We start from the raw sequence: 14,278 nt of genomic DNA on the forward strand, positions 1-14,278 counted from the left end.
CCTGAAAAATGTGCGGATGTGTCGCAGGGGCATCAGCACTCGATAATGTTCACGGCCAAACCGCCGCGGGCGGTTTCCTTGTATTTGCTTTTCATGTCGGCGCCAGTCTGGCGCATGGTGCGAATGACCTTGTCCAGGGAGACAAAGTGTTGCCCGTCCCCGCGCAGTGCCATGCGCGCCGCGTTGATGGCTTTCACCGAACCCATGGCGTTGCGTTCGATGCAGGGTACCTGCACCAGGCCGCCAATCGGGTCGCAGGTCAGCCCGAGGTTGTGTTCCATGCCGATTTCCGCGGCGTTCTCCACCTGTTGCACGCTGCCACCCAGGACCTCGCACAAGGCCCCGGCGGCCATCGAACAGGCCACGCCCACTTCGCCCTGGCAACCGACTTCGGCGCCGGAGATCGAGGCATTTTCCTTGTACAGGATGCCGATGGCGGCAGCCGTCAGCAGAAAACGCACCACCCCGTCTTCGTTGGCCCCGGGAATAAAGCGCATGTAGTAATGCAGCACCGCAGGAACAATCCCGGCCGCCCCGTTGGTGGGCGCGGTGACCACCCGTCCGCCATTGGCGTTTTCTTCGTTGACCGCCAAGGCGTACAGGTTGACCCAATCCAGCACTGACAGTGCATCCCGCAGCGCTGCCTCCGGATGCCGGCACAACTGCCGATGCAGCGCGGCGGCGCGGCGTTTGACCTTGAGCCCGCCCGGCAGAATGCCTTCGTTGCGACAGCCTGCGTCCACACAGTCCTGCATGACCTGCCAGATCTTCAGCAATCCGGCCCGGGTTTCAGCTTCCGGGCGCCAGGCACTTTCATTGCTCAGCATCACTTGGCTGATGGACAGGCCATAAGTGCTGCAATGTTGCAGCAACTCCTTGGCGTTCTTGAACGGGAAGGTCAGGGGCGTGGTGTCCTCGACGATGCGATCGGCACCGGCGGCGTCTTCATCGACGACGAATCCGCCACCGATGGAGTAGTACTCGCGGCTACGGATCTGTAGGCCGGCACTGTCGAAGGCACGGAAGATCATGCCGTTGGGGTGATAGGCCAAAGGCTTGCGGATCATGGCCAAGTGTTCTTTCTCGTTGAACACGATGGGGTGTTCACCGAGCAGGTTGAGTTGTGCGCTGCTGCGTATTTCCTGCAGGCGAGCAGCGATGTTTTCGGTATTCACGGTGTCCGGGTGTTCACCTTCCAGACCCAGTAAGACGGCCTTGTCGCTGCCGTGGCCTTTGCCGGTGGCGCCCAGCGAGCCGTACAGCTCGACCTTGACGCAGGCGGTTGCCGACAGTAGGTCATCGCGACGCAGGCCTTCGACAAAGCGCGCGGCTGCGCGCATCGGGCCAACGGTATGGGAGCTAGAGGGGCCAATGCCAATCTTGAACAGGTCGAACACGCTCAGGGACATGTTGGTTCTCCGGTTTCTTGTTATAGAGGCAGCGGCAAGTCACGCGCCACAAGCTGCAAGTCAGAGGCCGATCGGCTCTTTCTTACAGCTTGAGGCTACTAGCTTGTGGCTGCCTTAGGCGTAGCTTTCGATCGACGGGCAGGCGCACACCAGATTGCGGTCGCCAAACACGTTGTCGACCCGGCCAACCGGTGGCCAGTACTTGCCTTCGATCAGCGATGCCACTGGGTACACGGCCTGCTCGCGGCTGTACGGGTGGGACCATTCACCCACCAGTTCTGCCGCGGTGTGCGGTGCGTTTTTCAGCGGGTTGTCGTCTTTGTCCAACGTGCCGTTTTCCACCGCGCGGATTTCTTCGCGGATGCGGATCATGGCGTCGCAGAAGCGGTCCAGCTCTTCCTTGGATTCGCTTTCGGTCGGCTCGATCATCAAGGTGCCGGCCACCGGGAACGACATGGTCGGGGCGTGGAAGCCAAAGTCGATCAGGCGCTTGGCCACGTCATCGACACTGATGCCGCTGCTGTCTTTCAGCGGACGCAGGTCGAGGATGCACTCGTGGGCCACCAGGCCGTTACTGCCGGTATAGAGCACGGGATAGTGTTCTTCCAGGCGGCGCGAAATGTAGTTGGCATTGAGGATCGCCAACTGCGAAGCACGCTTGAGACCGGCGCCGCCCATCATGCGGATGTACATCCAGGTGATCGGCAGGATGCTGGCGCTGCCAAACGGTGCGGCACAGACTGCACCTTGCTTGTTTTCCAGGGCGGCATGGCCGGGCAGGAAAGGTGCCAGGTGCGACTTGACGCCAATCGGGCCGACGCCCGGACCGCCACCGCCGTGGGGAATGCAGAAGGTCTTGTGCAGGTTCAGGTGGGACACGTCGCCGCCGAACTTGCCCGGTGCGCACAGGCCGACCATGGCGTTCATATTGGCGCCGTCGATGTACACCTGGCCGCCGTTGTCATGGATGATGCCGCAGATTTCGCGGATGCCTTCCTCGAATACGCCGTGGGTCGATGGGTAGGTGATCATCAGCGCGGCGAGGTGTTCGCGGTGTTCGATGGCCTTGGCCCGCAGGTCTTCGATGTCCACGTTGCCCCGGGCGTCGCAGGCGGTGACGACTACACGCATGCCGGCCATGTTGGCGGTGGCCGGGTTGGTGCCGTGGGCCGAGGAGGGAATCAGGCAGATGTCGCGGCGCTCGTCGCCACGGCTCTGGTGATAGGCACGAATGGCCAGCAGACCGGCGTACTCACCCTGGGAACCAGCGTTGGGCTGCAGGGAGACCGCATCGTAGCCGGTGGCGGCGCAGAGCATCGCTTCCAGCTCCGTGGTCAGTTGCTGGTAGCCGGCGCTTTGCTCGGCTGGGGCGAAGGGGTGCAGCGCACCGAATTCGGCCCAGGTGATCGGAATCATCTCGCTGGCGGCGTTGAGCTTCATGGTGCAGGAGCCCAGCGGGATCATGGTGCGATCCAGGGCCAGGTCCTTGTCCGCCAATTTGCGCAGGTAGCGCATCAGCTCGGTTTCCGAGTGATAGCGGTTGAACACCGGGTGGCTGAGGATCGCCGATTGGCGCGTCAGCGCCGGTGGGATGCGGCTCGATACGGTCTTGGCCAGTGCATCGAAGTCAGGCGCGGTCTTGCCTTCGCCCAGCAGGTTCCACAGGCCTTCAACGTCGGCCTGGGTGCAGGTTTCGTCCAGGGACAGGCCCAGGCGCTCGGCGTCGATCACTCGCAGGTTGATGCCTCGGGCATGAGCCTTGTCGTGCAGCGCGGCGGTGTCGGCACCGGTGCGCAGGCTCAGGGTGTCGAAGAAGTTGCCCGGCTCCACGACCAGCCCCAGATCCTTCAGGCCCTTGGCCAGGATCGCGGTCAGTTGGTGGATGCGCTGGGCAATCTGGATCAGGCCTTTGGGGCCGTGGTACACGGCGTACATGCTGGCAATGTTGGCCAGTAGCACCTGGGCGGTGCAGATGTTGCTGGTGGCCTTCTCGCGGCGGATGTGCTGCTCGCGGGTCTGCATGGCCAGGCGCAGGGCCGGTTTGCCGAAACGGTCCACCGAAACGCCTACCAAGCGGCCGGGCATGTCGCGCTTGAACGCATCTTTGGTGGAGAAATAAGCCGCATGCGGGCCACCGAAGCCCAGTGGCACACCGAAGCGCTGAGCGCTGCCGATGGCCACGTCGGCGCCGAATTCGCCCGGCGGAGTCAACAGGGTCAGGGCCAGCAGGTCGGCGGCCACGGCCACCAGTGCGTTGGCGGCGTGGAAGCGTTCGGCCAGTTCGCGGTAGTCGAACAGATCGCCGTTGCTCGCCGGGTATTGCAGCAGGGCACCGAAGAACGGACTCACGTCGGTCAGTTGGCGCTCATCGCCCACGATTACGTTGATGCCCAGAGGCTCGGCTCGGGTGCGCAGTACGTCGAGGGTTTGCGGGTGGCAGTGCACCGATGCGAAGAAGGCGTGGCTGCCTTTGTTCTTGCTCAGGCGCTTGCAGAAGGTCATGGCTTCAGCGGCGGCGGTGCCTTCGTCCAGCAGCGAGGCGTTGGCGATCGGCAGACCGGTCAGGTCACTGATCAGGGTCTGAAAATTCAGCAGGGCTTCCAGTCGGCCCTGGGAAATTTCCGGCTGGTATGGGGTGTAGGCGGTGTACCAGGCCGGGTTTTCCAAGAGGTTGCGCAGGATCGGCGAAGGGGTGTGGCAGCTGTAGTAGCCCTGGCCGATGTAAGTCTTGAACAATTGGTTCTTGGCGGCGATGGCCTTAATCGAAGCCAGGGCATCGGCTTCGCTCTGGCCGTTGCCCAGGTCCAGCACGCTGGTGCCCTTGATGCTCTCGGGGATGATGCTGGCGCTCAGCGCTTCCAGGGAGTCGAAGCCCAGGCGGTTGAGCATGGCTTGCTCATCGCCCTGTCGCGGGCCGATGTGGCGCGCGATGAATTCGTTGGCGGTAGACAGGTTGACGGTCATGGCAGGCTCCTCAGGCTTCGGCGCTGGCTTTGATCAGGCGGTCGTAAGCGTCTTGGTCCAGCAGTTGGCTGACGGCTGCGGCATCGGCGGGCACGAAACGGAAGAACCAACCTTCGCCCAGGGGCTCTTCGTTGACCAGTTCCGGACGGTCTTCCAGGGCTGGGTTGGTGGCGATGACTTCGCCGTCCAATGGCATGTACACGCCGCTGGCGGCTTTCACCGATTCCACGGTGGCGGCTTCGGCGCCTTTGTCGTAGCGCTGCAGTTCTGGCAGTTGCACAAACACCACATCGCCCAGAGCGTTCTGGGCGAAAGCCGTGATGCCGACGGTGACACTGCCATCGGCTTCGGTACGCAGCCATTCGTGATCTTCAGTAAAACGCAACTCGCTCATGGAAACTCCTCAGGGCCAGAATCGTCTGGTGGACGCGATTGAATGCTCGTGCGGGGCCGAGCCGGATGGCAATACCCATAGCAAGAACGCGGCCAATAAATATTTAATCCTTTAAAATCAATTAGTTAAGTATTTTAGCTAGAGGGCTTTTGTATTCCGGTGTAGCGAAATCGCTACAGCTGGCGGCGTGGAGAAAAGGCTTTGAGGATCAAAGCCTTGCACGGCAGCGATTACAAGGTGGTGTAGCGAAATCGTTCCGCTGTAGCGCTTTCAGTACAGTTGCAGGTCGCTTCCAGAACGCTAGACGCGGCGCGGAGTTCAGGCTTGGGTGGCGTTGACTTGCCAGCGAAGGTGCCCGCAAGGGCCGCGCCAGGCTCAGGCAGCCTTTCGCCGACCAGCCGGCTCCCAGGGGAGCCGGTCAGGCCTTGTTGGGAATGCCGTACTTGCGCAGGCGATGGGCGATGGCGGTGTGGGAGGTCTGCAGGCGGCTGGCCAGTTGCCGGGTCGAGGGATAGTTGACGTAGAGGGTTTCCAGCAGCTCTCTCTCGAAAGCTTCCACCGCTTGCTCCAGGCTTTCGACTTCGGCGTCGTTCTGCCGTGCCACCGAGGTGCCGGCGATGTCCAGATCGCCGATGTCCACCAGGTTGCTTTCGCAAATGGCCGCCGCGCGAAAGATCACGTTCTGCAACTGGCGCACGTTGCCCGGCCAGCGGTTGCTCAGCAGCGCCGGGTAGGTGCCCGGGGTCAGGCGACACACCGGGCGCTGGATCTGCGCGCAGGCTTGTTGCATGAAGTAGCGGGCCAGCAGCAGGATGTCCTGGCCGCGCTCGCGCAGCGGCGGCACTTCGACATTCAGGACGTTGAGGCGGTAGAACAGGTCTTCGCGAAAGCTGCCTTCGCCGACCATTTTCTCCAGGTCGCGGTGGGTGGCGCTGAGGATGCGCACATTGACCTTGATCTCCCGATCACCACCGACCCGGCGAAAGCTGCCGTCGTTGAGAAAGCGCAACAGCTTGGCTTGCAGGTAAGGCGACATCTCGCCAATTTCATCGAGAAATACCGTGCCCTGGTTGGCCAGTTCCATCAGCCCCGGCTTGCCGCCGCGCTGGGCACCGGTGAAGGCTCCGGGGGCGTAGCCGAACAGTTCGCTCTCGGCGAGGTTTTCCGGCAGGGCTGCGCAGTTCAGCGCCAGAAACGGCGCGCTGTGCCGGGCACTGATGGCGTGACAGGCGCGGGCCACCAGCTCCTTGCCGGTGCCGGTTTCACCCTGGATCAACAGCGGGGCGTCCAGGGCCGCGACCCGTTGGGCCCGGGCCTTGAGCGTGCGAATTGTCGGGGATTCGCCGAGCAGCGCATCGAAGCCTTCGGCGTGATCGTGGTGCAGCGCCGAGAGTCGCTCGCCGATGCGGTTGGGTTGGTACAGGGTCAGCAGCGCGCCGGCATCGGTAATGGGCGTGGCGTCCAGTAGGAGGGTCTGGCCGTTGACCATGATTTCCCGCAGTGGCAGGCGAAAGCCGTTTTCCAGCAGGGCCTCCAGCAGCGCGGCATCGGCAAACAGTTCGGCCACGCTTTCTCCCGCCGGTTCACGACCATACAGGGCGATCAGCGCCGGGTTGGCCAGCAATACCTTGCCGGCACTGTCCAGGGCCAGTACCGGATCGGTCATGGCCGCCAGCAAGGCATCCAGTTGCAGGTGGCGTCGCTGGCCGGGAAGGATGTCGACTACCGTCACCGTTTGCACGCCGCGCACGCTGAACAGTGCATCGCGCAACTCTTCCAGCACCTGAGGACTCAGGGTCGGAGCGTCGATGTAGACGTTGGGGGGAACCATTTCCACCGCATCCAGGTTGAGATTGCGTCCGCCCAGCAGGGCCAGGACTTCCTGGGTAATGCCAACGCGGTCGATGAAGCTGACGTGGATACGCATGGGGCGACAGAGGGTTCTGGGGCACGAAGGGTGGCCAGTATGCCTTGGGGGAGCGGGAAGGTGAAATTCGAGGACTCAGGCCAACGTGGGGAGGGGCTTGCTTGCGTTCATCGGCAACACCGGCAGGTGATGTGTCGCTGGCGCCGGATGGCGGGACTGGGCTTGGCGGGCGCCTGCTTTCTCGTCACGGTAAGCCCCTCGGGCGGGTTATGCCAGGTGTTCGGGGTTTATCGGGTCGCCGGGCTTGACGTGCAGCTGTTTGCGCACATCTTCGAACATTTCATCGTAGTACTTGTGCAGGGAGGCGATATTGGCGCTCTTGGGCAGGCCGTACTGTTGGGCAATGCGGGTGGCGTGACGGGCGAAGTCGAAGGCCAGGTCCTTGGCCAGGAAGAACTGCTCCTTCAAGGACTTTTCTTCGATGGTGCCGTGCAGGGTGAACAGCATGCCCTGACCCTCTTTAGGGTCCTGGGCCAACTCATAGTCGATGCACAGGTTGTAGCTGAAGTCGTCCTTGTTCAGCGCATGGCGCTCGATGTGCAAGTGACCGGGCTCAAACATGGCCATAGGCGTTTCTCCTCCAAGGCTTAGAAATATGGGCAGGCGCCGGGCCTGCCCCGAGGTTTCACTGCAAGCGTCTTATAGGTAGCTCATGCCGGAGGTGGCGGTGCTGATGCGGGTGCCGGCTGTGCCCTGGACAATCGCTTCGATGTCCGAGAGTGAACCGATCACTGCGACTTTGCCAGTGCGCCGGGCAAAGTCGCAGGCTGCCTGGACCTTGGGCCCCATGGAGCCGGCGGCAAAGCCCAGCTTCTCCATCTCGTCCGGGTGGGACTGGGCGATGGCTTTCTGTGTCGGTTTACCGAAGTCGATGAAGGCCGCGCTGACGTCGGTGGCGATCACCAGCAGATCGGCTTCCAGTTGCTCGGCCAGCAGCGCCGAACACAGGTCCTTGTCGATCACCGCTTCAATGCCCTTGAGCTTGCCGTCCTCACCGTACATCGTCGGAATGCCGCCGCCGCCAGCGCAGATCACGATGCTGCTCTTTTCCAGCAGCCACTTGATCGGGCGGATCTCGAAGATGCGCTTGGGCTTGGGGCTGGCCACCACCCGGCGGTACTTGTCGCCGTCCGGTGCAATCGTCCAGCCTTTCTCCTTGGCCAGTTTCTCGGCTTCCTCCTGGCTGTAGACCGGGCCGATGGGTTTGGTCGGGTTGTTGAACGCCGGGTCCTTGGCATCCACTTCCACTTGGGTCAGCAAGGTGGCGAAAGGCACCTCGAAGTCCAGCAGGTTGCCCAGTTCCTGCTCGATGATGTAGCCGATCATGCCTTCGGTCTCGGCGCCAAGCACGTCCAGCGGGTAGGGCGAAACCTGGGTGTAAGCGGCGGCCTGCAGCGACAACAGGCCCACTTGCGGGCCATTGCCATGGGCGATCACCAACTGGTTGCCGGGATGGATCTTGGCGATTTGTTCGGTGGCGATGCGGATGTTGGCGCGCTGGTTGTCCGCAGTCATGGGTTCACCACGGCGGAGCAGGGCGTTGCCACCCAGTGCAACGACGATACGCATAGTGCAATCCTTCTAGAGGCCCTGTAGGAGCTGGCTTGCCGGCGAATCGGCGGCAGCGGACCAGCAACTGATCCGCGTCATCGTTCTTCGCTGGCAAGCCAGTTCCCATAGGGGAGGCGGGTTAGAGGTCGGCCAGGGTCGAAACCAGGATCGCCTTGATGGTGTGCATGCGATTTTCCGCTTGCTCGAAGGCAATGCAGGCCGGGGACTCGAACACGTCGTCGGTGACTTCGATGCCGTTGGCCAGGTGCGGATACTGCTCGGCGATCTGCTTGCCCACCTTGGTGTCGCTGTTGTGGAACGCCGGCAGGCAGTGCATGAATTTGGTTCGAGGGTTGCCGGTGGCTTTCATCAGTTGGGCGTTGACCTGGTACGGCAGCAGTTGCTCGATGCGCTCGGCCCAGGCTTCCACCGGCTCGCCCATGGACACCCAGACGTCGGTGTGGATGAAGTCCACGCCCTTGACCGCGGCGTTCGGGTCTTCGGTAAGGGTGATGCGGGCACCGCTTTCCTCGGCGTATTGCTGGCAACGCTGCACCAAGTCGTCATGGGGCCACAGCGCTTTGGGGGCGCAGATGCGCACGTCCATGCCGAGCTTGGCGCCCACCAGCAACAGCGAGTTGCCCATGTTGTTGCGGGCGTCACCCAGGTAGGCGTAGCTGATGTCGTGAATCGGCTTGTCGGCATGCTCACGCATGGTCAGCACGTCGGCGATCATCTGGGTCGGGTGGTATTCATCGGTCAGGCCGTTGAACACTGGAACGCCTGCAAACTTGGCCAACTCTTCGACGATTTCCTGTTTGAAGCCGCGGTACTCGATGGCGTCGTACATGCGCCCCAGCACCCGAGCGGTGTCCTTCATGCTTTCCTTGTGGCCGATCTGCGAGGAGTTGGGGTCGATGTAGGTGACGTTGGCGCCCTGGTCATAGGCCGCTACTTCGAAGGCGCAGCGAGTGCGGGTCGAGGTTTTTTCGAAGATCAGCGCGATGTTGTTGCCCTTGAGGTGCTGCTGCTCGGTGCCGGTGTACTTGGCGCGCTTGAGGTCGCGGGACAGGTCCAGCAGGTAGCGCAGCTCGCGTGGGGTGTGGTGTTCCAGGCTCAGCAGGTTACGGTTGTGGATATTGAACGCCATGGTGATTCTCCTCGCCGACACTGTGAAAGCGACTGCGCTTGGAAATACTGGTTTAAAAACAGGCTCGTGCACGAGTCCGAGCGCAATGCTCATTGACAGCCGGTAGAGTCGAACCCGGCCTTTCCTCGCCTGTTTTTGCCTTGTCTTTCCTGTGCTCGCTGCGCGCTCACAGCGTCGGTTTGTGGTAAGTCAAATTAAGTTGAAGGGCTTAGTAGTCGATCGGGTCGCGGATGATCGGGCAGGTCATGCAGTGGCCGCCGCCACGACCGCGGCCCAGTTCGCTGGCGCTGATGGTGATGACTTCGACCCCGGCCTTGCGCAGCAGGGTGTTGGTGTAGGTGTTGCGGTCGTAGCCGATGACCACGCCCGGCTCCAAGGCCACCACGTTGTTGCCGTCGTCCCATTGCTCGCGCTCGGCGGCGAAGCTGTTGCCGCCGGTTTCCACCACGCGCAGGGCCTTGAGGTTGAGGGCCTTGGCCACGGTGTCGAGGAAGCTGGATTCCTCACGGCGCACGTCGATGCCGCCGGGCTTGCTTTCGTCAGGGCGCAGGCTGAAGGCGACGATCTGGCTCACCACTTCCGGGAAGACCGTGACCAGGTCGCGGTCGCAGAAGCTGAACACGGTGTCCAGGTGCATGGCCGCGCGGGATTTCGGTAGGCCGGCGACGATCACGCGTTCCACGGCCTTGTGCTTGAACAGGTTCAGTGCCAGTTGGCCGATCGCCTGACGCGAGGAGCGCTCGCCCATGCCGATCAGCACCACGCCGTTGCCGATGGGCATCACGTCACCCCCTTCCAGGGTAGCGTTGCCGTGTTCCAGGTCCGGGTCGCCGTACCAGACCTGGAAGTCGGCGTGGGTGAACTCGGGGTGGAACTTGTAGATGGCCGTGGCCAGCAGGGTTTCCTGGCGTCGCGCCGGCCAGTACATCGGGTTCAAGGTCACGCCGCCGTAGATCCAGCAGGTGGTGTCGCGGGTGAACTGGGTGTTGGGCAGTGGCGGCAGGATGAAGCTGGAGTGGCCGAGAAAATCGCGGAACATCTCGATGGTCTTGCCGCCGAAGCTGCTGGGCAGGTCGTCGGCCGACACCCCGCCGATGAGAAATTCGGCCACCTTGCGTGGTTCCAGGCTGCGCAGCCACGAACCGACTTCATGGACCAGGCCCAGGCCGACCTGATTGGCGGTGATCTTGCGCTCCAGAATCCACTCCAGGGCTTCGGGGATGGCGACGATGTCGGTCAGCAGGTTGTGCATTTCCAGCACATCGATGTCCCGCTCGCGCATCTTGGTGACGAAGTCGAAGTGGTCGCGTTTGGCCTGGGCCACCCACAGCACATCATCGAACAGCAGTTCGTCGCAGTTGTTCGGGGTCAGCCGCTGATGGGCCAGGCCTGGGGAGCAAACCATGACTTTGCGCAGTTTGCCGGCTTCGGAATGGACGCCGTACTTAACTTTTTCCGTGGTCATTACTGTGATCCTCCAGAGACAAAACAATCGGGGTGTTGCTTGAAAGGCGGTGCTACAAGGTCAGGAAGCCGTCGTAGAGTCCGTAGGCGGCCACCAGGGCTCCTATGACCACCGCGGCAAAAATCAGCTTCTCGACGTTGGTAAAAATCGGTTTGTGCAGTTCCATCTTGGCCTTGGCGAACAGCACCACGCCGGGGGCGTAGAGCAGGGCCGAGAGCAGCAGGTACTTGACCCCGCCGGCGTACAGCAGCCAGATCGCGTAGAACAGGGCAATGCCACCGATGATCAGGTCCTTCTTGCGCTCGGCCAGGGCCTGTTCGTAGCTTTCGCCGCGCACCGCCAGCAGCACCGCGTAGGCCGCGGACCACAGATAGGGCACCAGGATCATCGAGGTGGCGAGGTAGATCAGCGACAGGTAGGTGCTGGCCGAGAACAGAGTGATGACCAGGAAGATCTGCACCATGGCGTTGGTCAGCCACAGGGCGTTGGCCGGCACGTGGTTGGCGTTCTCGCGGCGCAGGAACTCCGGCATGGTGTGGTCCTTGGCCGCGGCGAACATGATCTCCGCACACAGCAGCACCCACGACAGCAGCGCCCCCAGCAGCGAGATGATCAGGCCGACGCTGATCAGCACCGCGCCCCAGTGGCCCACCACATGCTCCAGCACGGCAGCCATGGACGGGTTCTGCAGCTTGGCCAGTTCCGGCTGGGTCATGATCCCCAGGGACAGCACGTTTACCAGCACCAAAAACAGCAGCACGGTGATAAAGCCGATGACAGTGGCTTTACCCACGTCTGAGCGTTTTTCCGCCCGGGAAGAGAAGATGCTCGCGCCCTCGATGCCGATGAACACCCAGACGGTGACCAGCATCATGTTGCGCACCTGGTTCATTACGCTGCCCAGGTCCGGGTTCTTCAGGCCCCAGATGTCGGCGGTGAAGATGTCGAGCTTGAAGGCGAACAGCGCGATCAGCACGAACAACACCAGCGGCACCACCTTGGCCACGGTGGTTACCAGGTTGATGAACGCTGCTTCCTTGATGCCCCGCAGCACTAGAAAGTGCACGGCCCAGAGCAGCACCGAGGCACCGATCACCGCCGCGGGAGTGTTGCCTTCGCCGAAGATCGGGAAGAAGTAACCCAGGGTGCTGAACAGCAGCACGAAGTAGCCGACGTTGCCCAGCCAGGCGCTGATCCAGTAACCCCAGGCCGACGAAAAACCCATGTAGTCGCCGAATCCAGCCTTGGCATAAGCGTAGACACCGCCGTCCAGATCAGGCTTGCGATTGGCCAGGGTTTGAAAGACGAATGCCAGGGTCAACATGCCGACGGCGGTAATCGCCCAACCAATAAGAACTGCACCAACATCGGCGCTGGCTGCCATGTTTTGTGGTAAAGAAAAGATTCCGCCACCAATCATGGAACCCACTACCAAGGCGACTAATGCGCCCAGTCTTAGTTTTCCGGGGGATTCAGACATTGCATGACTCCAGTGCAGGAGAAGAGAGACGACAGCGTAAATCTGCTGGCAATCCAAATAGCTGACTTAGATCAGTTCATCGCTGCATTTCGTTGTGAATGAATGACTTAAGATTTATTTCGGAAGGTAGAATGCTGCGCTGAAAGGTGCACTCCAGAGGTGTTTCCTAATCCTCTTTGAGTGCTGGCTGGCATTCTCGGCGATCCTTGAACCTAGACCCTTTTGAAGAATGTGCAAATTGCCGGCAATGTTTGAGCAATCACTTATTGGTGATGGCATTTAGTACATGCTTTTAATAAAACAGTCGGGTATTCATGGGGTTCTGAGAGGCAAGTAGTGGTGGGTGTGCGAATGGATGGTTAATTGACTTTTATTGTTTTCGGCGCATGTGTGAAAGTTGTTTATAAGGTGTTTAGGTTTATTGCCAGATTGGCATCACTGATGCAGAGGTAGCGATGTCACAACCGGCGCAGAAGCTTCAACTCGGTGCACTGATCGCTCTGGTCGTGGGCTCGATGATTGGCGGAGGGATTTTTTCGCTGCCACAGAACATGGCGGCTCGGGCCGATGCCGGTGCGATACTCATCGGCTGGGGGATCACGGCGGTGGGCATGCTGACCCTGGCGTTTGTTTTCCAGACCCTGGCCAATCGCAAGCCGGAGCTGGACTCCGGAGTCTACGCCTACGCCAAGGCCGGGTTTGGCGACTACATGGGTTTTTCGTCGGCCTGGGGTTACTGGATCAGTGCCTGGCTGGGCAACGTCGGCTACTTCGTGCTGCTGTTCAGCACCCTGGGTTATTTCTTTCCAGTGTTTGGCCAGGGCAATACCCCGGTGGCCATCGGCTGCGCCTCGATTCTGCTCTGGGCCGTGCACTTTCTGGTGTTGCGGGGCATCAAGGAGGCTGCCTTGATCAACCAGTTGACCACCGTGGCGAAGATCGTGCCGCTGGTGATGTTCATCGTCATCGCTGCGGTGGCGTTCAAGGCGGACATTTTCACCCGTGACCTCTGGGGCCGCAGCAATCCGGATTTTGGTGGGGTGATGGATCAGGTGCGCAACATGATGCTGGTCACGGTGTTTGTGTTCATCGGCATCGAGGGGGCCAGCGTCTACTCGGCCCGGGCACACAAGCGAGCGGATGTCGGGCGGGCCACGGTGATTGGTTTTCTTGGGGTGCTGGCGTTGTTGGTGCTGGTGAACGTGCTGTCGCTGGGGATCATGAGCCGGCCGGAACTGGCCACGCTGCAGAACCCCTCGCTGGCGGCCGTGCTGGAGCATATCGTCGGTCCCTGGGGGGCCTTGCTGATCAGTATTGGCCTGGCGATTTCCCTGTTGGGGGCGCTGTTGTCGTGGGCGTTGCTGTGTGCGGAAATCCTATACGCTACCGCGCGTGACCGGACCATGCCGGCGTTTTTGAAGAAGGAAAATGCCAACCATGTGCCGGTCAACGCCTTGTGGCTGACCAACCTGATGATCCAGGTGTTTTTGTTGATCACGCTGATTTCCGCGGGAACCTACACCAGCCTGATTTACCTGGCGTCGTCGATGATCCTGGTGCCCTACCTGTGGTCGGCGGCCTATGCGGTGCTGCTCAGCGGTCGGGGAGAGACTTACGAGCAAGGCTCGCGTGAGCGGAAGAAGGATCTGGTTATCGCCCTCGTAGCCCTGAGCTACGCCATCTGGCTGTTGTACGCCGGCGGCTTGAAGTACCTGCTGCTGTCAGCGTTGCTTTATGCCCCAGGCGTGATCCTGTTTGCCAAGGCCAAACGTGAACAGGGCGAGCCGCTGTTTACCCCGCTGGAAAAGCTGATTTTCATGGCAGTGATCAGCGGCGCGTTACTGGCCGCGTACGGCCTGTACAGCGGCCTTCTGGCGCTGTGAGTGCTGTACCTCAGGGGGAGCCGGGGCGGCGATGCGGCCCCGGTTGAAAGGCCCA

At 61.5% G+C, this 14,278-nt stretch carries 10 protein-coding genes; 1 reads left to right on the forward strand and 9 read right to left on the reverse strand.

Annotation, left to right across the window (positions count from 1 at the left end; translation table 11 throughout):
- Positions 1 to 32: 32 nt before the first annotated feature.
- The 9 genes from PLD_RS07675 to arcD (PLD_RS07715) all read right to left on the reverse strand — a co-directional run bounded on the left by PLD_RS07675 (position 33) and on the right by arcD (PLD_RS07715) (position 12,340).
- Complete coding sequence (locus tag PLD_RS07675; protein WP_159891381.1) at positions 33 to 1,409, reverse strand: L-serine ammonia-lyase; 1,377 nt, start codon at positions 1,407 to 1,409, stop codon at positions 33 to 35.
- A gap of 114 nt (positions 1,410 to 1,523) precedes the next feature.
- Positions 1,524 to 4,373 carry an aminomethyl-transferring glycine dehydrogenase gene (gene gcvP, locus PLD_RS07680; RefSeq protein ID WP_159891383.1) on the reverse strand — a complete coding sequence of 950 codons (2,850 nt, stop codon included), beginning with the start codon at positions 4,371 to 4,373 and terminating at the stop codon, positions 1,524 to 1,526.
- Positions 4,374 to 4,383: 10 nt separating this feature from the next.
- Complete coding sequence (gcvH, locus tag PLD_RS07685) at positions 4,384 to 4,767, reverse strand: glycine cleavage system protein GcvH (RefSeq protein ID WP_159891385.1); 384 nt, start codon at positions 4,765 to 4,767, stop codon at positions 4,384 to 4,386.
- Positions 4,768 to 5,185: 418 nt separating this feature from the next.
- Positions 5,186 to 6,694, reverse strand: coding sequence for a sigma-54-dependent transcriptional regulator (locus tag PLD_RS07690; protein WP_159891387.1), 1,509 nt, complete (start codon positions 6,692 to 6,694; stop codon positions 5,186 to 5,188).
- A 207-nt stretch (positions 6,695 to 6,901) separates the two neighbouring features.
- The gene (locus PLD_RS07695; protein WP_159891389.1) at positions 6,902 to 7,261 is read right to left on the reverse strand and encodes a DUF5064 family protein; all 360 of its coding nucleotides are present in this window, start codon (positions 7,259 to 7,261) and stop codon (positions 6,902 to 6,904) included.
- A 72-nt stretch (positions 7,262 to 7,333) separates the two neighbouring features.
- Entirely contained in the window at positions 7,334 to 8,263 is a 930-nt protein-coding gene (gene arcC, locus PLD_RS07700; protein ID WP_159891391.1) for a carbamate kinase, read from the reverse strand.
- Positions 8,264 to 8,384: 121 nt separating this feature from the next.
- Positions 8,385 to 9,395, reverse strand: coding sequence for an ornithine carbamoyltransferase (locus PLD_RS07705; RefSeq protein WP_159891393.1), 1,011 nt, complete (start codon positions 9,393 to 9,395; stop codon positions 8,385 to 8,387).
- A 208-nt stretch (positions 9,396 to 9,603) separates the two neighbouring features.
- Entirely contained in the window at positions 9,604 to 10,860 is a 1,257-nt protein-coding gene (arcA, locus tag PLD_RS07710; RefSeq protein ID WP_159891395.1) for an arginine deiminase, read from the reverse strand.
- Positions 10,861 to 10,912: 52 nt separating this feature from the next.
- Positions 10,913 to 12,340, reverse strand: coding sequence for an arginine-ornithine antiporter (arcD, locus tag PLD_RS07715; RefSeq protein WP_159891397.1), 1,428 nt, complete (start codon positions 12,338 to 12,340; stop codon positions 10,913 to 10,915).
- A 455-nt stretch (positions 12,341 to 12,795) separates the two neighbouring features.
- Between arcD (PLD_RS07715) and arcD (PLD_RS07720) the strand changes: the two genes are divergently transcribed.
- Complete coding sequence (gene arcD, locus PLD_RS07720; protein WP_159891399.1) at positions 12,796 to 14,223, forward strand: arginine-ornithine antiporter; 1,428 nt, start codon at positions 12,796 to 12,798, stop codon at positions 14,221 to 14,223.
- Positions 14,224 to 14,278 lie beyond the last annotated feature (55 nt).

The sequence above is a fragment of the Pseudomonas sp. LD120 genome (assembly GCF_009861525.1).
In the GTDB taxonomy this organism is placed as follows: domain Bacteria; phylum Pseudomonadota; class Gammaproteobacteria; order Pseudomonadales; family Pseudomonadaceae; genus Aquipseudomonas.